This is a genomic window from Ensifer canadensis (assembly GCF_017488845.2).
GTDB lineage: Bacteria > Pseudomonadota > Alphaproteobacteria > Rhizobiales > Rhizobiaceae > Ensifer > Ensifer canadensis.
In genome coordinates, this window is record NZ_CP083374.1 from 233,055 (window position 1) to 253,329 (window position 20,275).

Sequence of the window (20,275 nt, forward strand, 5' to 3'; positions counted from 1 at the left end):
ATCTTCTCGCGTTGATGTAGTGATGCCACATCATATAAGTCGTGTCTATAGTGACACCACAACATGACTATGCTAGCCTCTTCGCCAAGGCGCACCGCCAACCCGAAAAAAGGCCCCGTCAATGGTCAATGATTTGCGAGGCAACAGCAGCATTCCGGCCAGCATCCGGCTGCGAAGTGTGTTGCCGAAATTGTCAGATTCCGAACGGCGCGTGGCGCTTTGGATGCTCGACAACAGCGACAGCGCAATCCGCCAGTCGATGTCGGCAATCGCCCAGGCGACGGATGTCAGTGATACGACCGTGCTGCGCATGTGCCGCACCGCGGGCTTTGAGGGATTCACCGATCTCAAGCTGGCGATGGCTCAGGAGCCGCGCATCGTTCAAGCCGAAATGTCGTCCGAGCCGCAGACAAGCGACCTGCAGGCCGCAAGCCGATTGTTTCGCGCAATTGGCCAGGCCCTGACCGATACGCTCGGTGTTCTCGATGAAAAGACCCTGGCTGCGGCGATCGATCTGATGGCCGGTGCCAAGCACATTTTGGTCGGCGGCGTGGGCGGGTCCGGCATCGTCGCGCAGGCATTTTATCAACGCTGTATCCGGCTGGGACTGCGATGCGATGCGCCAGTCGATTCCCAACTGCAGATCATGCATGCGGCGCTGACTGGGCCGGGCGATCTCGCCGTCGCCATTTCCTATTCCGGCATTACAAGCGATCCGGTTCTCGTGCTGCAGGAAGCCAAGGCGCGCGGCGCCTCAACGCTCTGCATCACCGGAAATAGCAGCTCGCCGCTAGCGCGACTCGCCGATGTCGTGCTCGTCAGCGTCTCGCATGAGCAGGGCAGCGAGCCGATGGCAGCGCAGATCGCGCAGATGACATTGGTCGATGCGCTCTATGCCGTTTTTGCCGCACGCAATGCCGAGCGGGTTCAACTCACCGAGGAGCGCATGGTCAAGGCGATCCTCCCGAAATCAATCTAGCCAAAACACGAGCAGGGCATTGAAAACACAAATCTATACCATGCAGACAGTTGCCGAGGCCCTGGCTGCGGCGAAAGTCGGCGTCGACTATCTCGGCCTCACGCCTTCGAACCGGGGCTTGCCCGGCGAGATCAGCTTCGCCACTGCGCGCGAGATCGCCGATGCCCTTAAGGGCAAGGCACAACGGGTGGCGCTGTCGGTGGAGAGTGATCTCGAGGCGATCGCCGAGATGGTGGACGCGGTGCAGCCTGATGTGCTGCATCTGTGTGGCGACATCGAGCTCGTGACCCCTGAGCACGTCAAGACGTTGCGCACGAAGCTGCTGGCAAAATACCCCGACCTGAAGATCCTCCAGGCCATACCGATGACCGGGCCGGAGGCGCTTGATCACGCAGCGCGCTTCGAGCCGTTTGCGGACATCTTCATCCTGGATTCCGTCGCTGCCCATATCGGCGGCATTGGCGCTGCCGGCGTCACCCATGACTGGTCGCTCAGCCGCGAGATCGTAAAACGCAGCAAACGGCCGGTGATCCTGGCGGGCGGCCTCAAGCCGGAGAACGTCGCAGCTGCGATCGAGGCTGTCCGGCCCTGGGCGGTGGACTCACTCACCCATACGAATCGCGCTCTTCCCGAAGGTGGCTTTCGCAAGGACATCGACAAGATTGCGACCTTCGTGGCTGCCGCGAAGCACGCCTGAAATGATACTTTCATCTCGATCTTCCGGTATGGCTTGACGAACCCGAGCACCTCGGCCGCCAGGCAGTTCGGGAGAGACGAGACTTGTCCTACTGCATGTTTCCTTAAATCGTCTTTGATTTAAGGATAAAAACATGCAGCAATTCAAAGTGCTACAGCGACCTTTGCGCGTCTAATAAGACGGGCGGCGCTGTAGCTTTCGCCGGCGTGGTCGTCTTGCAGGTCCACCAGCGCCCGCCGATCCGCCGCTGTCACCGCGCAATAGGGTGACCGGCACCCGATTGTATTGACGAACCTTGTGGGGGAACGCCCTGGCCGGCCGCTGCAATTTCGAACGCTTGGCACGCCGCTGCAGCAAGACCATCGAAACGGACAGAATACGGCGGGTCGCGCGCATATGGGTCTGTTTCAGTGGCGTGCCGGTCTGCCGCCTGTTACTGAAGCAATGTATCGCTTAGTTGAACGAGCGGGACGACAGGACCCCATCGGCCACGAAAGGAAGCGACCATGGCGACGACACCACGAAGACCATCCAATCCAAAAGATGCCGCCGAGGCGCTGTTCAGGCCGGCGAAGAAGGTGGCAGCTCCCGCCGTCGAAAGACCTGCGATCCCGAACACCAAGGAACTCGTATCGCTGAAGATCGACAGCGATGTGCTCGCCCATTTCCAGGCGGACGGGCCCGGCTGGCAGGATCGTATCAACGATACCTTGCGCGCCGCCATGAAACCGTCAGATTGATCGTCGGCGCTGAACGCGGCGTAATTTAGCGCGCCTTGAGCGTCATCGAACCGCAGATCTCTCACTCATCGCTGCGCGCTATTGCTGCCCCCCCGGCGCCTTTGGGAAGGCATCGCCCGTCCGCGAAGGCGCTTCGGGTAGCCGGACGCCCAAATAGCGAGGGGAGCGCGACGGCGCCAACGGCATCATAGGCTAGCCTTGAATACCGGTGTCAGAAACGACTCCGCCGCTTTGCCGGGCCGGGCGCTGATCTGGCTGCGCAGCTATCCTGTCTGAACGGATCCAGACGGCAAGAAGGTCATAAAAGACGCTGAGCACAATCGGGCCCAGAAACAGGCCGATCAATCCATAGGCAAGCGTACCGCCGAGCACCCCGACCAGGATGACGAGCATTGGTGTGGAAAGGCCACGAGCGACCAGAATGGGCTTCATAATGTTGTCGATCAACGCGATCGGAACGAGGAGAAGCGTCATGAGCAAGGCTGACTGGAACTCCATTGTCATCCATCCCCACACGATCAGGGGCAGGAAAACAGGAAACGGCCCGATTTGCACGATACACAGGATCATCACGACAAACGCGATCAACCCGGCTGCGGGCACCGCGAAGAGCTTCAGAACCAACGCGCACAATATCGTCTGAATGAAGGCCACGCCGATGACGCCTCTTGCGACGTTTCGGATCGTGGCGGTTGCAAGACGTACGAACCCTTGCCCTCGCTCTCCGGCGATCCTGTGCGCAAACACATTCAAGAACTCGGAGATCTTCAAGCCAGGGCGAAACAGAAAGCCGGTGACAATCACCGACGCAATGAAACCTACAAATCCCAACCCGATGCTGGCAAGAACGCCGATGGCCTTGCTGCCGGCTTGCAGCAGTGCCGGTTGGAACCGGTTAAGGGCGGCCGCCAGATTGTTTGAAGCAAGACTCCAGGCATTGTAGATCCGCTCTCCGATGATGGGCCAGTTCCGAACGGCCTCTGGCGGCGCCGGCATGATTGCCTCGCTACCCTTGAGCTTTTCGTACACCACTTGCGCGCCGTCGAGCGAACCGAAGATGAGAGCCGACAATGGGCCGATAATGAGGGAAAGGTTCACCAGCGTAATGAGCACGGCCGCGAGCTTTCCGCGACCACCAAGCATTTTTTCAAGCCTGCGATAAAGCGGATACTGCGCGACTGCCAGGATAGCGGCCCATATGCCGATAATGGCAAAGGGTACCACTAGCGTCAGCGACCAATAGGCAAACAGCCCAACAATACCGAACCGGACGAGGTCCGTGATCCGTGTTTCGATTGAGGCCGTCGCCACCGGAGCAGGCGCTAAACTATTGCTTTTACCAAGTCGATCGTCATCCATGACAGCGCCCCCGCCCCCTCGTAGGACGAACATATGGCAAGGCAGTTAGATCCTGCCCTGCCACCATTTCGAGCTAAGCTATTGGCGCTTCCCAGTTCAGGAAGAAGCCGATATCCCCGGGTATCCCTCCAGGGAACGTGACCACCATTGCCTTCAGCTTGTAGCCCTGAGGTTGCGCGGCAGCTTTAAATCGATCGTACAGTTCCTTGGCCTTGCCCTGCAGCGTCTCGGGCCATTGCGGATCGGCATTGTTGATTGCCCTGCCGTTGTCGGTGCAGAAATCGGAGGGAAACGTGTAGACGAGCGCCTCCATCTTTCCATCTGCAACAGCCCGCATGACCACCTTGCGGATGATTGCCCGCTCCGCTTCGCCGACGTGATCCTTGAAGAATTCATCGGCGAACTTCGCGCGTTCCTCACGCTCCCGATCCCTGATCTTGTCGTCGCGTTCCATTGCGGCGAGCTGTTTTTCGAGCAAGTTCTTGCGCAGATCGGCCGCGGTCGGAATGGCGGCGGGCTGTCCTGTATCTTTTTCCGCACTCATCGCTTTATCTCCAACAGATTGTTCGCTCATCGAGTGGTTCAGGCATCGAACGGGGAATGCAGGCGTCCCAGCACCATCGCTCCGTCGTTGCCTGCATTTCTAGTGACCGGCGGATCCCTGGATATCCGGCACCACATTACGCGGGCTCGTGTCTTCAATAAAGCCCGACGGCCGCTTCTGACGCTTACCGAGCTCGGGTTCTTCGAACTTCACGCGCTCGTAGGGTATCGATTTGAGGATGTGCGAGATGCAGTTGATGCGCGCGCGCTTTTTATTGTCCGAGGGAACAATCCACCAAGGCGCGAGTTGGCTATCCGTCATCCGGATCATCTCGTCATAGGCACGCGTATAATCCCACCAGCGGCGATAGGATTCCAGATCCATTGGGCTCAGTTTCCATTGCCTCAACGGGTCATCGATACGGCGGCGGAAGCGACGCTCTTGCTCATCCTCGCTCACTGTCAGGAAATACTTCAGCAAAGTGACGCCATTCTCGACGATCGCCGCTTCAAACCGCGGCAGCGCCTCGAGAAAGTGTCGCGCCTTCTTTTCCGTACAGAACCCCATGACGCGCTCGACCCCCGGCCTGTTGTACCAGCTGCGGTCGAAGATCACGACTTCCCCGGCGGCAGGCAGATGAGCAATGTAGCGCTGCATGTACATCTGGGACTTCTCCCGGTCCGTGGGTGCAGGCAGGGCGACCACACGGAAGACCCGTGGGCTCACCCACTGGGTTATGCGCTTGATGACGCCCCCCTTGCCGGCGGCATCACGTCCCTCGAAGATGATGACGATACGTGCTCCTGACTTTTGCACCCAGGACTGCAGATGCGACAACTCGACCTGCAACTTTACGAGGCGCTTTTCGTAACGGCGCGCCTCTTTCTTCGTTTTTTTTTCACTTTGTGCCTCAATGGGCCTATCGGTTATGTCGTCCATTTCTTTGTCCTCACGTTTCTCCACCCTTCGATTTATTGCCTTGTCGAAAGCACGTCGTTTGCCCGGCTCAACAGGCGCACACGAAGGGATCAGTTCGCGCGTCAATGGAACGCGTCCTGCCCGAAAGCCTTCTTGGCGACCGAATAAGACTTGCTGCGCTCGCCCTTGCCTGTGCGGGTTTCCTCAACGACACGAGTTGAGGGTTCCGCACCCGGTCCGGGGCATCGAATTCGGGGCTTGATTGCATACGGGTAAGCTGTGTTTCTAATTCAGCGTCGGTCGGCGTTGTCGCGCAAGCCGCCTCCGAGCCGCCTTCAATGCCAAAATCCATGTTCTTCCCCCCAAAGTCTTAAGGAGGGCGCACGAGCCAACACCGCCGGTATGCTCGCCGCGTGTTTGCGCTCGTGCCGCACAACGTCAGGCTACATTATTATCTATGCATATGCGAATGTTTTGTCCGGACAATAATGCCTATCATTAACGATCCACGTCGCTCCAAGCCGGAACACTTTGGCGGCACCTTTGACCGGAAGTTATTGCCGTGTCGGACATGGTGATGCGGGAGCCTCTGTGCCAACACGGACCATTCAGAGCGCACCCACGGCATCCAGTTCCAATAATCGCGACGGCTTGCCCGGCGCGCCCATTTTGAAGCGGAGCGCGCCGCGTCTCTACGTCGGCAAATGCGGCGCGATCAACGTCAAAGTGGGGAAATAGGTCCGATAGCGGCCGACATCACGCGTCAGCAACGGCAAGCCGCTGACGGCCGCGTGCGCGCCGATGAAAAAGTCGGGGAGCACGCCGGTCCTCGTCCCACCCGCCTTGCGATATCGGGTAAAGACCTTGCTAGCCAGAAAGAGAGCTTCGCGAGGCACCGATGTCAGTTCCAAGCCTGCCTGGTCGACGAACGTTTCGACATCTTCGATACGGTCGTAGCGAACGGAAAGCTCGGCATAGACGATGTCGTTGATCCACAGTTTCCCACGAAGACTTGCGTTTTCGAGCTGGGTTATGGACCAATCAGCCCATGTCGGATCGTCGGTGACAACGTCGAGAAGAACATTCGTGTCGACAAGTATCACGGTTCGCCACGCGTCAGGGCCATGATCGCGTCAGTATCCAGCCCTTTACCGGCGTGCCCTCGCAGCTTCGAGAAGCGGCTGGGCTGCTGCTTCTTGGCCGCATGTACCAGCACGATGCTTCCATCCGGGGCGCGCTGGAAATCAACCTTGCTTCCAGGCACGATACCCAAGAGGTCGCGCACTGCCTTCGGGATCGTAACCTGCCCCTTGGCTGTAACTGTCGTGGTCATTGTCGGTACCGTTGTAAGGAATGGTTTCATCAAGGTATTACTTCGCAGCCCGGCTTTCAAGAGGAGCGGCCGCACAGTGTCTGGTTGCGACACGCCTCCTCAGGCTAAAGGTCGGCCGACGCAATGGGACACACAATCTCAGCCCGGTGAGGTGCGTGGATTATCCAGACGCCGAGGCGGTGGCGGGTATACGCGTTCAAGTCGATACGCATTCCGGAGTGCAGCAGCACTGTGCACGGTTTTCAAACAAAATCGCTCGCGGATGATCGGGAAACCGCTCACCCGCGAATATCCTTACGCCTTGACGCGCAAACCCTTTGGATCATAGGCCGGGGACAGATGCGCGGTCACGGAGAACCGGTCACCAGCAAGCTCGACTTCGAATCTCCCGCCCTCCAGGAATTCCTTGTTGACGCCAGAGGAATGTTCGATCAGGCCAAGGGCGACGGAGCGGCCGAGCGTGTGGCCGTAGGCCGCCGAACGGACTTCGCCGACGGGCTTGCCATCGCGAAGAACCAGCTCACCGCCCCATAACATCGGCGACGGATCATCGACGGTGAACTGCACGATGCGCCGCGTGGGCACCCCCTTCTCCTTTGCGGCGATCAACGCGTCACGGCCGAGAAAGCCGTCCGGCTTGTCGAGCGAGAGCGCGAAAGCAAGGCCCGCCTCGTAAGGGTTGACATCCGGCGTCAGCTCGCGGCTCCAGGCGCGATAGCCCTTTTCCAGCCGGAGCGCCTCGAGCGCATAGTAGCCGCAATCGCTCAACCCGAAATCACGCCCGACCTCGTGCAGCGCCTCATAGACGCCGACGGCGAACTCCGTCGGCACAATCAGTTCCCAGCCGAGTTCACCGACATAGGTCATGCGGTTGGCATAGGCCGTGGCATAACCGATATCGATCTCCCGGATCGTCGCGAAGGGAAAGGCGGCATTGGAGAGATCGGCTGATGTCAACCGGGACAGGATATCCCGCGCGCGCGGACCCATGAGCGCCAGAACCGCGTAGGCAGAGGTGACGTCAGTCAGCGTCACATGCGCTTCGGCCGGCAGGTTCTTGCGGATCCAGTCGGCGTCGTGCACCGGCTGCGCCGAACCGGTGATGAGGAGGAAGCGGTCCGCCGCCAGCCGCAGCACGGTCAGGTCGCTTTCATAGCCGCCGCGCACATTAAGGAGCCCGGTATAGACGGAACGACCGATCGCAACGTCGATATCGGCGGCGCAGATGCGGTTGAGTGCTGCTGCAGCATCGCGCCCCTGGACAAGAAGCTTGGCGAAGGAGGTCTGGTCGAAGATGCCGGCCGCCTCGCGCGTTGCTTTCATCTCGCGCTTGACCGCCTCGTGCCAGTTCTGCCGGCCGAAGGCATAGTCCGTGACCGGCTTTTCGCCCTCGGCCGCAAACCAGTTGGCACGCTCCCAGCCCATTTTCGAGCCGAAGCAGGCGCCCTTTGCCGCAAGCCGATCATAGAGGGCTGAGCGGCGGAAAGGTCGCGCCGTGTCCAGCTCGCGATTGGGCCAGGGCATGGCATAGTGCAGCCCGAGCGTCTCCTTGACGCGGTCATGCAGCCAGCGCGGATTGTTGTTGAAGTTTGCAAAGCGACGGATGTCGACCGGCCAGAGGTCCATGGTCGGCGCGCCGTTGACGATCCATTCCGCCAGCGCACGCCCGGCGCCACCGGCGCTCGCAATGCCCATCGAGTTGAAGCCCGCGCCGACGTAGAAGTTCTTCAGTTCCGGCGCCTCGCCGAGCATGAAGTTGTTGTCGGGCGTGAAGCTTTCAGGACCGTTATAGAACTTCTTCACCTCTGATGTCGCCAGTTGCGGCACCCGTTGCAGGGCGCTTTGCATCAGGATTTCGAACTGGTCCCAGTCGTCAGGAAGCAAGGCGAATTCGAAATCATCCGGAATGCCCGCCATGCCCCACGGTTTTGCTTCCGGCTCGAAACCGCCCATGACCAGGCCACCCACCTCTTCCTTGAAGTAGATGTAGCCATCGGGGTCGCGCATGACCGGCAGATCCGGGTGAACGCCTTCAATCCTGCCGGTTACAATGTACATGTGTTCGGCCGAATGCAGCGGCACCGACACGCCGCACATCAGCCCGACCTTGCGCGCCCACTGGCCGGCGCAATTGACGACGATCTCGGCGGCGATCGTCCCTTGATCCGTTTCCACACCGGTAACCGCGCCATCGGCAGTGACAATGCCGGTGACGCGCACACGCTCGATGATGCGCGCGTCCCGATTGCGCGCGCCCTTCGCGAGCGACTGCGTCAGATCGGTCGGATTGGCCTTGCCGTCACCCGGCAGCCAGACGGCGCCCACCAGGTCGTCGATGGCCATCACCGGCCAGAGATCCTGGGCCTCTTTCGGCGAAATCACCTCGATGGCGACGCCCTGCGCGCGGGCTGACGCGGCCGTGCGCTTCAGCACCGTCATACGGTCGGCCGATCGAGCGACGGAAACGGAGCCGCAATTCTTCCAGCCGGTGGCGAGCCCGGTTTCAGCCTCCAGCTCGCTATAGAGCTGCGTCGAATATTTGATCAGGCTGGTCATGTTCGCATGGCTGCGCAGCTGGCCGACAAGGCCGGCTGCGTGCCAGGTGGTGCCGCCGCTCAATTGCCCTTGCTCCAAGAGCACGACGTCCGTCCAGCCGAGCTTGGTGAGGTGATAGGCGACCGAACAGCCGATAATGCCGCCGCCGATGATGACGACCTGTGCCTGCGTTGGAAAATTCTGAGCCATGAAACAGCCTCCCGAAGCCATGGAAGGCCACACCATAACAACGGAAGAGCAAATAACAAGACAATAAGTTACAAAATATTACATTACGTCGCGACAATCAGGCCTGGACCTCGGCGCTCCAGCGCTTCGCAGATCGCCTGCGGCGGTCGCGCATCGACGATTACCCCGGCTGCCAATTCGAAGCGCGGAATGCGCAGCGGCGTCAGCCGGCCGAACTTCGAGCTATCGAGAATGAAGTAGGCCTTCGCTGCCATCGCGATCATGCGCGAGCGCTGCTCGGCACCATTGCGGGTAAAGTCAGTCACCTCACCGTCCGGCGACAATCCGCCGCCGCCGAGGAAAGCCACATCCACCCGGAAATGGCTGATCGCCTCAAGTGCATCGATGCCGACAGCCGCCTCCTCTGCCGGATCGATCTCACCACCAAGCATATGCACCCGCACCAGCGGCTGGCGACACATCTGCAGCGCTATCGAAAGGGAAGTCGTACAAATCGTTAGGTTTTTTCGCTCTGACAGGGCATGGGCCACCGCAAGCGTCGTCGTGCCGGAATCGAGAAACACGACCATGCCGTCGCGCACGAGACCCGCTGCAGCCCTGCCAATCGATGCCTTCGCCGCAGCATTCTCACCACGCCTCTCCGTGAAGGCGGCCTCGGTCGGCTCGAACAGCGTCGCGCCGCCGTGAACGAGATCAAGTTGGCCTCGCTCCGCCAGGTGTTTCAAGTCACGACGGATCGTCTGGCGCGACACATCGAAAAAATCGGCAAGCTCGGTGATGCTGACCGTGCCATCGGCGGCTAGACGGCGGAGGATTTCGCCATGACGGCGGGGAGCAAGGGCACGAGCGCTTTGAGTATCTGACATGCGGATATCTGCGATCATTTTTGGTGTTTTGACAAGACGCGTCGCAAAACGCGTCACCGCAACCCAACTTCGCCTTCATTCTCCCGGTCTGAAGCGCATCAAACCACGGGCCCGCGCATAATCACGCATGAAAGATGTCTATTTATGTTGCATAATGTGACTCTTCTTTGCATCTTGATCTCAAGCACTCATTGACGCAAAGGGAGGCAGGCAGTGCAACAGGCATGCACACAAGGCCGTCGATTTACCTTCTACCTGCTCGACGGCTTCACGCAGCACGCATTCACCTCCGCGCTTGAAGCGCTTCGCCTCGCCAATGATGTCCTGGGCAGGCCTCACTATTGTTGGCGTACCGTGACACGCGACGGCCAGCCTGCGCTGTCAAGCTGCGGCATGCGCTTGATGGCCGACGCAGCGCTCACCTCTGAGCGGGACGGGCTGCAACAACCTGAGCGTCCCCACATGATCGTAGTCTGCGGCGGCCGCGCCATTCCCCCTGCCGACGGAAAGGCCGAAGGCTGGCTGCGGCTGTCCCGGCGGGGAAGCATTGCCATCGCTGGACTCGCAGGCGGCCTCTACAGCCTGGCACGGGCCGGCGTGCTCGATGGGCGTCGCTGCGCCGTGCATTGGGAGCACTTTCCGGACTTCTCCGAACGGTTCTTCACGACGAAAGCCCGCCAGACGGCCTTCGAGATCGACAGCGACCTCTATACCTGCGCCGGCGGCAATGCCCCGTTCGACATGTTCCTGCGCATTGTCGAAGATGATCTCGGACGGGACGTAGCAAATCGCGTTTGCGAGCTGGCTCTATCGGAACGGGTCCGCAGCGCCGGAGAGCGCCAGCGGCTGCCGCTTCAGACCCGCGTCGGCATCGATAACCGTCTGCTGATCGACATCATCGAGCAGATGGAGGCGAACCTCGCCGATCCATTGAAACTTGCCCACATAACTCCCACGACTGGATTGTCGCGCCGTCAGATAGAACGCCTGTTTCGGCGCGAGATGGGGCGCTCCCCCAAGCGCTACTATCTCCAGCTGCGGCTGGAGCGCGCGCACCTGCTTCTCGTCAATTCATCGCTTCCCGTCTTCGAGATCGCCGTGGCATGCGGATTTTCCTCGGCCTCGCATTTCTCCCGGACCTACAGGGAGACCTACGGCTGTACGCCGCAGCGCACGCGCCTGGCAGAACTGGCGCACCGCCGGCCTTCGCGATCGACCTCAGGAGAGCCTGGTCGTGTGCTGCCCGACATGAAGGTCGCCTAGGCGACCGGCGGGGCCTCAGCCCATTGCCAAGGGAGAAGCCCGGCAGCCGAACGCCACCCTGTCCCGACACCGTAAGGCCTACCGCCACGCCTGCGTGCGCGCGAGTAGCCCGCGTGTGACCCCCGCATGGATGAGCTTGGCGACGACATTGGTGTAGAAGATCATCATGCCCATGGCCGCAGCCGGCGCGATGTCGCCGGCATCATCCATGTTGAGCACGGCGACCGACGCAAGCTTGGTGTCGGTTGAATAGAGAAAGACCACGGCGGAAACCGTCGTCATGGCGTTGACGAAGAGATAGATGCCGATGTTGAGGATCGCCGGCAGGCAGACCGGCAAAGTGACCCGGAAGAACAGCCGGTGGAAGGGCTGCTTGAGCGACGCCCCGACGGATTCGAATTCCGGATCCATCTGCTTTAGCGCGGTCAGCGCCGTCAGGTGCGCCACAGTGTAGAAGTGCGTCACCGTGCAGACGACGAGGATCGTCATCGTGCCGTAAATGGAGCTGAGTGGATTGGCCGGGTTGTTGAAGAAGAAGATATAGGCCAGGCCCAGCACCATGCCCGGCACGGCCATCGGCATCATGGCGAGGAAATGAAAGACGCCCCTACCGAAGCGGAACCCGTCGGCCTTCTCGACCATGTAGGCGCCGGCAAAGACGATCACCGAGCCGAAGAATGCCGTCAGCAAGGCGAGCTTGATCGAATTGGCATAGGCCGCCCAACCGCCGCCATCCATCAGGTCGAAGGCGAAATTCTTCGTCGTCAACGTCAAGTCGTAGGGCCAGAACTTCACCAGTGCCGCGATCTGACACATGGCGATCATGCCGAGAATGTACAGGCTGACGAGGCACGAGAAGGCAAAGCAGAAGCCGTCCATGCGGACATTGCGCTTCGGCGCATAGGGCACCGCCCGCGCCGACAGCAGCGCCACCTGGCGCTTCTGCATCCTGCGGTCGACGGCAAAAGCGAGCACCGCCGGCACCAGAAGAATGACCGAGACGACAGCACCCATCTCGAAATTCTGCTGGCCGATCACCTGCTTGTAGATATCGACTGCCAGCATGCCGTATTGCCCGCCGATCACCTTGGGCAGTCCGAAATCGGTGATGACCAAAGTGAAGACGACGAAGGCGGCCGACACGAGGCCATAACGCGCGCCCGGCACCGTCACGGTGGTGAAAGTACGCCATTTGCTGGCCCTGAGCGATGCCGCGGCCTCGTAGTGGCGCGCATCGGCAACGGACAAGGCGGTCAGAATGATGAGGAAGGCATGCGGCAGCGTGAAGAACACCGAGCCGATGACGATGCCGATCGGACCGTAGATGGAATAGCCCAGCAGCCAGTCCTTGAAGACGCCCTGATTGCCGAAGAGATAGACCAGCGCAATGCCGGGCAAAAGCGACGGCACGAGGATCGGTATGGTGAGGATGCCCCGGAACAGCCCCTTGAGCGGCATGCAGCTGCGCGTCAACGCATAGGCGAGCGCAAACGCGATCGAAACCGTCACCACCGTGCTGATCGACGCCATCAGAACCGAGTTGTAGATCGAACGGGCGAGCGCCGGCGTCGAGAAATAGGTCTTGAAGTTTTCGACGCCGATGGTGCTGGCCGGGCGCAACACAACCCGGCGGAAGGTGGCGGAATCATATTCGCGCCACTCGGTGCCCTTCTCCAGCGTGGAGCCGGCGAGAAACGCCGTATCGTCCGTCATCCCACGAATGCGGTAATGGACGGGGCTGCGAAAATTGAACTGCGGGAAGAATTTCGTAGCGGCCAGGCGGCCGTCCGAATTTGTGGCCAGGTCCTTCTCGGTGGCAACGCCGAGTTCCCGGTTGAGCGCATCCGCAGTGACTGCCGTCGCCCAATTCTTCCCCGTCTCGTCGCTCACCTGAAATTCGAAGGCGCTCAGATCGAAGCGGTAGGTTGACATCGACTTCGACAGCATGACGAAAAGCGGCGCGCCCAGTGCGACGATCAGGTAGAGCCCGATGACGGCCATGAAGCCGAGTTTGACGAGGTCGTCGCGCGAGGCCTGCTGGCGCAGTCTTTTGCCCGGTGGGGCGTAGTCGATCGTTATGCTCATTGTCAGATGCCCCTCGGATAGAGCAATAGGCGTTCCCGCGGTATCTCGACCTGGATGACCCCGCCCGTTTCGATCCGCAGCCGGCGCACCGCATTGACCGAGAAATCGGCGACGAGGGGCCGATCTCCGAGCCGCGGCGCGGTCAGCCGCGTCCGCCAGAACATGCCGAGGAACTCCATCTCGTGCACTTCGGCATCGATCAGATTCTGCGGCGTCGCCGGCCGATCGAGCGAATGGACCGCGTGTGCGTCGGCGCCGTGCGGGATGATATCGACAGGGCGGACCACCGCCGTGGTCGGATCCCCGACGGCAAAGCCATCCGTTGGACAACAGAAGGCGGAATTCCCGATCTCGACCTGACCATCCGGCAGGACCTTTGCCTGGAACTGGTTGGTCTCGCCGATGAAGTCGGCAACGAACAGGGTCTTGGGATGACGATAGATTTCGGTCGGCGATCCGACCTGTTCGATGACGCCGTGGTTCATCACGACGATCCGGTCGGCCATGGCGAGCGCTTCTTCCTGATCGTGCGTCACCATGATGGTCGTGACACCGAGCTTCCTTTGCAGCGACTTGATCTCATGGCGCAGATGAACGCGCACCTTGGCGTCGAGGGCAGACAGCGGTTCGTCGAGCAGAAGCAGCCCAGGGGATATGGCGATGGCGCGGGCAAGAGCGATGCGCTGCTGCTGTCCGCCGGAAAGATGGGCGGGATATTTCTTGGCTTGCGCCGAAAGCCCAACCGTTTCAAGCAGTTCGGCAACACGTGCCGCGACGTCCGCCTTCGAGCGGCCGGTGTTTTCCAGGCCGAAGGCAATGTTCTGCTCGATGGTGAGGTTGGGAAAGAGCGCATAGGACTGGAAGACGATGCCGTAGTCGCGCTTCGACGCGGGCAGAACCGAAATGTCGCGGCCATCCTGCCGAATGACGCCGCGTGTCTGCAGATCGAGGCCGGCGATCGCCCGCAAAAGGGTCGTCTTGCCGCAGCCCGACGGGCCGAGGAAACAGACGAATTCACCCTTGCCGATATCGAGCGAGATGTCGCGCAGCGCCGTGAAATCGCCATAGCTCTTCCAGAGATCGCGGATTTCGAGACAGGGGGATGACGGTGTGGTCTCCTGGTCAGAGGCGCGGGGAATGCTCGTGGGTGTCGGTTCAATCGACATGGCATGTCTCATCTGCAAGCTCCGCTGGCTGTCAGGGATTTCTGCAGCGCCGCGCGTCATAAGGGACGCACTAAGGTCACTGTAGCACTTTGAATTGCTGCATGTTTTCATCCTTAAATCGAATGCGACCCAAGGAGAGAATGCGACAGGCGGAGCGCGCATGCGCTCCGCCTGGGCCGATCAGCTCTTCGGTTCCGACTTTGCGTCGTAGCGCTTCTGCCATTCCTTCAGAATGGAGGCGCGATTGTTCGCGGCCCACTCGAAGTCGTTGTCGATCATCTTTGAAGCGATGTCGGTGGGCAGATGCTCGACCGGCTTGGCGACACCCGGATAGGCGACCACGGCATAGCCGGCATTGTACATTTCGTTGGCTTCCTTGGTGACCGACCAGTCGACGAGGGTCTTGGCGGCTTCAAGGTTTGCCGTGCCGGCAATGATCGCCGTCGCCTCGGCTTCCCAGCCCGAGCCCTCGCTCGGGAAGATGATGTCGATCGGCGCGCCGGCGCTCTTGGCCTTGGCGCCGGGGAACTCGAAGGAAACGCCGATGACAGCCTCGCCAGCACCGGCCATCTTGCAGGGCTTCGAGCCGGAATGCGTGTAGGCCGAGATATTCTCATGAAGCTTGTCCATGAAGGACCAGGCCTTCTCCTCACCCCACATCTGCATCCAGCCGGAGACGTCGAGGAAGCCGGTGCCCGACGAGCTCGGGTTCGGCATGACGATGTGGCCCTTGTACTCAGGCTTCGTCAGGTCATCCCAGCTTGCAGGGGCCTTCAGCCCGAGCTTTGCGCCCTCGACCGTGTTGTAGCAGAGGGCCGCAACATAGGCGTCCATTCCCACCCAGCTCGGCGGTGTGTCACCGTCGACGAACTTCTTGTCGAGCGCCTCGACGCCCTTGGGCTGATACGCCTCCAGCATGCCCTCAGTCTTCAGGAGAAGCAGCGATGTGGCAGCAAGTCCCCAGACGACGTCCGCCTGCGGGTTGTCCTTTTCGGCGAGCAGTTTTGCCGTCATGACGCCGGTTGAATCCCGGACCCAGTTGATTGTGATATCGGGATGCGCCTTCTCGAAGGTTGCCTTGTAGCGATCAAGGTCGACAGCTTCGACAGCGGTGTAAACGGTGAGCTCGGTCTGGGCGGAAGCAATGACGGGAAGAGCCACGGACATGGCGCCGGCAAGCATAAAAAACACGTGTCTGTTCATGCTGAAAATCTCCTCTGGAGGCCTGGAAAAATCCGGAAAGCATGGCGGGCAATCTGTCGCTGCCCTTGTCTTGCACGCTTCAGGAGCCATTCTGCGTGGGTGCATTCAATTAGTAAAATTTATTATTCTTATCATTAGCAAAGTAGAATCTATAGGTCTTCTGCCGTCTCACTGGCATCTGCTGCCGATTGATGAAGAAGCGAACGCCTGCATCAGCGAGCGGCAGATGCAGACAATGCGGCTCGCAACAGGCCCCAAGAAAAAGGGAGCTGTCGGTCGACAACTCCCAGAAATGGTGGTCAGGCAGGGGACACCCGGATCACCAGGGCCCTGATCACCAGGGCAGGGAAAACGTCTTGACGTTGGTGAAGCTCTTCATCGCTTCGATCACACCTTCTTTGTAGCCATTGCCGGAATCCTTGATGCCGCCGAAAGGAGACATCTCGATGCGATAACCGGGCACTTCCCAGATGTTCACCGTACCGACCCTGAGACCGGCGATGTATTTCTGCATGCGGCGGAAGTCGTTGGTGCAGACGCCCGACGACAGGCCGAAGGCGGTCGAGTTGGACAGCGCAATCAGGGCATCGTCATCATCGGGTGCCCGCACGATCGGGATGATCGGCGCGAAGGTTTCCTCCATCACGAGTTCGCTCGAATGCGGCACGCGATCGACCACGATCGGCGGCAGCAGGGCGCCGCGGCGGCCGGGATCGTAGAGGATCTCCGCTCCCTCTTCGGCAGCCTTGTGCACGCGACGCTCGAAGGTTTCGGCGGCTCGGGCATGGACGACCGTGCCCAGTTCCGTTGCCCGATCCATCGGGTCACCGAAGCGCAGCTTCTTGGCCCGTTCCAGAACGAGCGGCACGAAGCGGTCGGCCACGCTTTCCTGGCACAGAATACGTTTGACGGCCGTGCAGCGCTGGCCCGAGTTCTTCGTCGCGCCGGCGACCGCCAGGTCCGCCGCCTTTGCCAGGTCGTCATCCGACAGATCATTGAGGATGATCAGCGGGTCGTTGCCGCCGAGTTCGAGGATCTGGCGCTTGTAGTGGGCGTTCGCCGCGATCAGCTTTCCGACTGGCACGCTGCCGGTAAAGGTGATGAGGTCGAAGTTTGGGTTGGTCATCATTTCCATCCCGATATCCGCCGGCCAGCCGGTCACCACCGACAGCATTTCCGGCGGCAATCCGGCCTCATAGAGAATGTCGGCGAAAATGAGCGCCGTCATCGGCGTCAGCTCCGTCGGCTTCAGCACCACGCAGTTGTTGGTGGCAATGGCCGGCGCAACCTTGTGCGCCACCATGTTGAGCGGGTGGTTGAAGGGGGTGATCGCCGAGATGGCGGTCAGCGGCTCGCGCATCGTGAAGATCTTGCGCGCCTTGCCGTGCGGGGTGAGATCGCAGGAGAAGATCTCACCGTCATCGCGAATGCACATCTGACCCGACAGCGTCAAAACGTCGAAGGCGCGGCCGACCTCGTAGAGCGAGTCCTGCTTCGATATGCCGAGCTCCAGCGTGATGACATCGGAGATCTCCTCCTTGCGGGCGACCAGCATTTCGGCCGCCTTTAGCAAGATGCGCTGGCGCTCGTAGCGTGTCAGCTTCGGCTGGTAGGCCGCCGCGATCTCGAAGGCCCTGCGAGCATGTTCGGCGTTGCCGGCTGGAACGGTGCCGATGACGGCATCGTTCCAGGGATAATGCACCTCGATCAGCCCTTCGGCATCGACGTGTCTGCCGGCGATACGCATCGGCTCATGGCGAATGGCGAATGTCGTTTCCACCTTGGTCATCGTCCGCTCCCTAGTTTGCCGGCTGCGCCGCCGCGACGAGCGCATAGTAGAAGGCGTCGAAGTTGCGCAGCGTGGCCGCGGAAACAAGTTCGGGCAACTTGCGGTTCGAGATGAAGGGCACCTCCTGCTCGGTGAGGCCGCCATGCGAGCGTAGCGGTTCGTTCAGCGCAGCAAGATCGTGGCGATGCTCGCTGGTGCCAAGCGTCTTGTTCTCCGACGAGATGATGACGATATCGCCGATGCGGTCATCCGGCAGTTCGAAACGAATGCAGGCTTCGGGCCGCGAAAGCACGAGGTCGATGCCGTCGATCGCTGCCAGCCGCTCGATGATCTCTTCCTTGTCGGCGCGTTCCGGCAGGTAGGCGGTCGCAAACGAACCAAGCGCACCATGGTGCACGACGTAGGGATCCGTGATCGGCAGGATGACGCGGGCAGCGTCCTTTCCGAGCCACTCGTCGAGTACGTCCTGCACGTAGATGACATCGGGAGAACCATCGGCCTTGTGCTTCGGCTTCATGCCGTGATCGGCCGTCACGATGATCGCCGCACCAAGCGCGTCGAGTTGGGTCAGGTACTTGTCGAACATCTCGTAGAAGGCGTTCGCCGCCGGGACGCCCGGCGCATATTTGTGCTGCACGTAGTCCGTGGTCGTCAGGTACATGACGTCAGGAGCGAATTCCTTCAGCAGTTTCACACCGGCTGCAAAGACGAATTCCGAAAGTTCCGCCGAATAGACCTCCGGCACCGGGCGCCCAAGCCAGGCCGAGGCATTATCGATGCCGTGTTCCGCCTTGGTCGACGTGTCGGACTTTTCGGACGAGAAGCAGACCGCCCTGCCCTCGTCGAACTTGAGGCCGTGACCGAGAAGCGCACGGAGCTTGTCCTTGGCGGTGACGACCGCGACCTTCGCGCCGGCATCGTAGAAGGCCTTGAAGATGGTCGGCGCGCGCAGGAAGCGGGGATCGTTCATCATCACTTCGTTGCCGGTCTGCGGTTCGTAGAGGTAGTTGCCGCAGATGCCGTGAATGGCCGGCGGACGGCCGGTCGCAATGGAGAGGTTGTTGGGGTTGGTGAAGCTCGGGATGACGCTGAGCGCGGTGCGCTCCGTGCCCGTCTGGCGCATGCGGGCAAGTGTCGGCATCAACCCGGCGTTGATGGCCTCGTCGAGATAGGCCGGCTCGCAGCCATCGAGGCAGATGGCGATGGCTGGGACGTTTGGCCAGGGATAGCTGCGCCGGTTCGCGGTGACGGCGACGTTGATCTTGGACATCTGGTTCATCGGGAAAATCCTATCGTTCATTCAGGCGGCGAGACGGCTGCGTTCGGCAAGGGCGATCGCCGGAGGCGCAGCATTGGCGACCCCCATTTCGGTGAGGGATGCGCGCGCGGCCTCGACCACGCGGCGCATCACATGTTCATCCATGCGGCCGATGCAGCCGACGCGGAAGCTGTCGACGACCGTCAGCTTGCCGGGATAGATGATGAACCCCTTCTCCTTCATCAGGTCGTAGAAGCGATCAAAGGCGAAAGCCGGATCGGCAGGGCTGAAGAAGGTAACGATGATCGGCGACAGCCACCGGTCGGCAAGCAGGGTCTCGAAGCCTGCCTCGCGCATGCCGGCGACCATGACGTCGCGGTTGCGGGCATAACGCGCGCCGCGGGCGGAGACTCCGCCTTCCTCGCGATGCAGCCGAAGGGCCTCCAGGAATGCAGCGACGACATGCGTCGGCGGCGTGTAGCGCCACTGACCGGTCTTGTTCATGTAGTCCCATTGCGCGTGCACGTCGAGGCTGAGCGAGTGGCTGCGGCCCTTGGCGGCCTCCAGTTCGCTTTTGCGGGCGATGACGAAGCCGAAGCCAGGCACGCCTTCGATGCATTTGTTGGCTGAGGAAACGATCGCCTCGTAGCGGAAGTCGGCAACGCCGGCCGGTACGGCACCGAAGGCGCTCATCGAGTCGACCAGCAGCTTGCGGCCTCTGGCATAGACGACCTCGGAGATTTCCTTCAGCGGATTGAGGATGCCGGAGCTGGTTTCGCAGTGGACGACGACCACGTGGGTAATGGCCGGATCCGCGTCGAGCGCAGCGGCAACCTCGGGTCCGCGTGGCGGCATGTAATCGCCCTTGTCGATCGTCACGTGGTCGCGGCCGAGATAGGCGAGCGTCTGGGCGATGCGCTTGCCATAGGCGCCGTTCATCAGCACCAGCACCTTGCCGTCGCGGGGAACGAAGCTGCCCAGCATCGCCTCGACCGAGAACGAACCGCTGCCCTGCATCGGAACGCAATCGAACTCGCCCTTGGCATCGCCGGCAATATCGAGAAGCTGGCGACGCAGGTCGGCAGTCATCGCACGGAAATCACCGTCCCATGATCCCCAGTCCCTAAGCATAGCCTCCTTGACTTCATAGGCCGTCGTCAGCGGACCGGGCGTCAGCAGATAGGGCTCGCCCAGTCTCGGCGTTTCCAGCGGTGCGATGGTTCTGTCAGAAGCGGTGTTTGGCATTGTCCGTCCTCACGTTGGCGTCTCCGGAACCGACAATGCGGTGGACGGATATATATGTAAAATCGTTCTTTTGTATGAATCTATA

Annotated in this window: 18 protein-coding genes; 5 read left to right on the top strand and 13 right to left on the bottom strand. The window is 60.8% G+C overall.

The genetic code is table 11. From position 1 onward, the window contains the following. Positions 1-121 precede the first annotated feature (121 nt). From J3R84_RS34520 to J3R84_RS34530, 3 genes are all read left to right on the top strand, one after another. Positions 122-979 carry a MurR/RpiR family transcriptional regulator gene (locus tag J3R84_RS34520; RefSeq protein ID WP_082523560.1) on the top strand — a complete coding sequence of 286 codons (858 nt, stop codon included), beginning with the start codon at positions 122-124 and terminating at the stop codon, positions 977-979. Between the two features lie 19 nt (positions 980-998). Further along, positions 999-1,676, top strand: coding sequence for a phosphoribosylanthranilate isomerase (locus J3R84_RS34525; RefSeq protein ID WP_057217101.1), 678 nt, complete (start codon positions 999-1,001; stop codon positions 1,674-1,676). A gap of 506 nt (positions 1,677-2,182) precedes the next feature. Then, positions 2,183-2,416 carry a BrnA antitoxin family protein gene (locus tag J3R84_RS34530; RefSeq protein WP_057217099.1) on the top strand — a complete coding sequence of 78 codons (234 nt, stop codon included), beginning with the start codon at positions 2,183-2,185 and terminating at the stop codon, positions 2,414-2,416. A 192-nt stretch (positions 2,417-2,608) separates the two neighbouring features. Here the strand turns inward: J3R84_RS34530 and J3R84_RS34535 are convergent, their stop codons facing one another. The 7 genes from J3R84_RS34535 to J3R84_RS34565 all read right to left on the bottom strand — a co-directional run bounded on the left by J3R84_RS34535 (position 2,609) and on the right by J3R84_RS34565 (position 10,181). After that, complete coding sequence (locus J3R84_RS34535; RefSeq protein ID WP_025430142.1) at positions 2,609-3,775, bottom strand: AI-2E family transporter; 1,167 nt, start codon at positions 3,773-3,775, stop codon at positions 2,609-2,611. Positions 3,776-3,848: 73 nt separating this feature from the next. Further along, complete coding sequence (locus tag J3R84_RS34540) at positions 3,849-4,349, bottom strand: hypothetical protein (protein ID WP_371412234.1); 501 nt, start codon at positions 4,347-4,349, stop codon at positions 3,849-3,851. A gap of 69 nt (positions 4,350-4,418) precedes the next feature. Further along, on the bottom strand, positions 4,419-5,258 hold the full coding sequence (gene ppk2, locus J3R84_RS34545) for a polyphosphate kinase 2 (protein WP_057207266.1): 840 nt from the start codon (positions 5,256-5,258) through the stop codon (positions 4,419-4,421). A 671-nt stretch (positions 5,259-5,929) separates the two neighbouring features. Then, entirely contained in the window at positions 5,930-6,340 is a 411-nt protein-coding gene (locus tag J3R84_RS34550; RefSeq protein WP_107026926.1) for a type II toxin-antitoxin system VapC family toxin, read from the bottom strand. Continuing rightward, positions 6,337-6,570 (bottom strand): AbrB/MazE/SpoVT family DNA-binding domain-containing protein, encoded by a 234-nt coding sequence (locus J3R84_RS34555; RefSeq protein WP_107026927.1) that lies wholly within the window; start codon positions 6,568-6,570, stop codon positions 6,337-6,339. The genes J3R84_RS34550 and J3R84_RS34555 overlap by 4 nt, the downstream gene beginning before the upstream one ends. A gap of 294 nt (positions 6,571-6,864) precedes the next feature. After that, positions 6,865-9,315 (bottom strand): GcvT family protein, encoded by a 2,451-nt coding sequence (locus J3R84_RS34560; protein ID WP_057225814.1) that lies wholly within the window; start codon positions 9,313-9,315, stop codon positions 6,865-6,867. 83 nt (positions 9,316-9,398) lie between these two features. After that, positions 9,399-10,181, bottom strand: a complete 783-nt coding sequence (locus J3R84_RS34565) for a DeoR/GlpR family DNA-binding transcription regulator (protein ID WP_057207335.1) — start codon at positions 10,179-10,181, stop codon at positions 9,399-9,401. Positions 10,182-10,394: 213 nt separating this feature from the next. On the opposite strand from J3R84_RS34565, the gene J3R84_RS34570 reads away from it, so the two are divergent. Further along, a complete protein-coding gene (locus J3R84_RS34570) occupies positions 10,395-11,444 on the top strand; it encodes a GlxA family transcriptional regulator (protein ID WP_057217089.1) in 1,050 nt (349 codons plus the stop codon). 78 nt (positions 11,445-11,522) lie between these two features. Here the strand turns inward: J3R84_RS34570 and J3R84_RS34575 are convergent, their stop codons facing one another. From J3R84_RS34575 to J3R84_RS34585, 3 genes are all read right to left on the bottom strand, one after another. Beyond that, on the bottom strand, positions 11,523-13,529 hold the full coding sequence (locus J3R84_RS34575) for a putative 2-aminoethylphosphonate ABC transporter permease subunit (RefSeq protein WP_057217087.1): 2,007 nt from the start codon (positions 13,527-13,529) through the stop codon (positions 11,523-11,525). Positions 13,530-13,531: 2 nt separating this feature from the next. Then, positions 13,532-14,695 carry a putative 2-aminoethylphosphonate ABC transporter ATP-binding protein gene (locus J3R84_RS34580; protein ID WP_373688506.1) on the bottom strand — a complete coding sequence of 388 codons (1,164 nt, stop codon included), beginning with the start codon at positions 14,693-14,695 and terminating at the stop codon, positions 13,532-13,534. 180 nt (positions 14,696-14,875) lie between these two features. After that, positions 14,876-15,898: a putative 2-aminoethylphosphonate ABC transporter substrate-binding protein gene (locus J3R84_RS34585; RefSeq protein WP_057220021.1), complete on the bottom strand. Its 1,023-nt coding sequence runs from the start codon at positions 15,896-15,898 to the stop codon at positions 14,876-14,878. Between J3R84_RS34585 and J3R84_RS34590 the strand changes: the two genes are divergently transcribed. After that, positions 15,897-16,232, top strand: coding sequence for a hypothetical protein (locus tag J3R84_RS34590; RefSeq protein WP_203527568.1), 336 nt, complete (start codon positions 15,897-15,899; stop codon positions 16,230-16,232). The two genes, J3R84_RS34585 and J3R84_RS34590, sit on opposite strands and share 2 nt — an antisense overlap. On the opposite strand, the gene phnY is transcribed toward J3R84_RS34590, so the two are convergent. From phnY to J3R84_RS34605, 3 genes are read right to left on the bottom strand one after another with little or no spacing between them, the layout of a single operon-like run. After that, positions 16,233-17,687, bottom strand: coding sequence for a phosphonoacetaldehyde dehydrogenase (phnY, locus tag J3R84_RS34595; protein WP_057220022.1), 1,455 nt, complete (start codon positions 17,685-17,687; stop codon positions 16,233-16,235). 10 nt (positions 17,688-17,697) lie between these two features. Next, on the bottom strand, positions 17,698-18,966 hold the full coding sequence (phnA, locus tag J3R84_RS34600; protein WP_057220080.1) for a phosphonoacetate hydrolase: 1,269 nt from the start codon (positions 18,964-18,966) through the stop codon (positions 17,698-17,700). A gap of 21 nt (positions 18,967-18,987) precedes the next feature. Next, the gene (locus tag J3R84_RS34605) at positions 18,988-20,190 is read right to left on the bottom strand and encodes a 2-aminoethylphosphonate--pyruvate transaminase (RefSeq protein ID WP_057217082.1); all 1,203 of its coding nucleotides are present in this window, start codon (positions 20,188-20,190) and stop codon (positions 18,988-18,990) included. Between the last annotated feature and the right edge of the window lie 85 nt (positions 20,191-20,275).

Coding starts and splice junctions, on each gene's coding strand:
- J3R84_RS34520 (WP_082523560.1), top strand. CDS start 122: ATGGTCAATGATTTGCGAGGCAACAGCAGCATTCCGGCCAGCATCCGG.
- J3R84_RS34530 (WP_057217099.1), top strand. CDS start 2,183: ATGGCGACGACACCACGAAGACCATCCAATCCAAAAGATGCCGCCGAG.
- J3R84_RS34535 (WP_025430142.1), bottom strand. CDS start 3,775: ATGGATGACGATCGACTTGGTAAAAGCAATAGTTTAGCGCCTGCTCCG.
- J3R84_RS34540 (WP_371412234.1), bottom strand. CDS start 4,349: ATGAGCGAACAATCTGTTGGAGATAAAGCGATGAGTGCGGAAAAAGAT.
- ppk2 (WP_057207266.1), bottom strand. CDS start 5,258: ATGGACGACATAACCGATAGGCCCATTGAGGCACAAAGTGAAAAAAAA.
- J3R84_RS34555 (WP_107026927.1), bottom strand. CDS start 6,570: ATGACCACGACAGTTACAGCCAAGGGGCAGGTTACGATCCCGAAGGCA.
- J3R84_RS34560 (WP_057225814.1), bottom strand. CDS start 9,315: ATGGCTCAGAATTTTCCAACGCAGGCACAGGTCGTCATCATCGGCGGC.
- J3R84_RS34565 (WP_057207335.1), bottom strand. CDS start 10,181: ATGTCAGATACTCAAAGCGCTCGTGCCCTTGCTCCCCGCCGTCATGGC.
- J3R84_RS34575 (WP_057217087.1), bottom strand. CDS start 13,529: ATGAGCATAACGATCGACTACGCCCCACCGGGCAAAAGACTGCGCCAG.
- J3R84_RS34580 (WP_373688506.1), bottom strand. CDS start 14,695: ATGTCGATTGAACCGACACCCACGAGCATTCCCCGCGCCTCTGACCAG.
- J3R84_RS34590 (WP_203527568.1), top strand. CDS start 15,897: ATGCTGAAAATCTCCTCTGGAGGCCTGGAAAAATCCGGAAAGCATGGC.
- J3R84_RS34585 (WP_057220021.1), bottom strand. CDS start 15,898: ATGAACAGACACGTGTTTTTTATGCTTGCCGGCGCCATGTCCGTGGCT.
- phnY (WP_057220022.1), bottom strand. CDS start 17,687: ATGACCAAGGTGGAAACGACATTCGCCATTCGCCATGAGCCGATGCGT.
- phnA (WP_057220080.1), bottom strand. CDS start 18,966: ATGAACCAGATGTCCAAGATCAACGTCGCCGTCACCGCGAACCGGCGC.
- J3R84_RS34605 (WP_057217082.1), bottom strand. CDS start 20,190: ATGCCAAACACCGCTTCTGACAGAACCATCGCACCGCTGGAAACGCCG.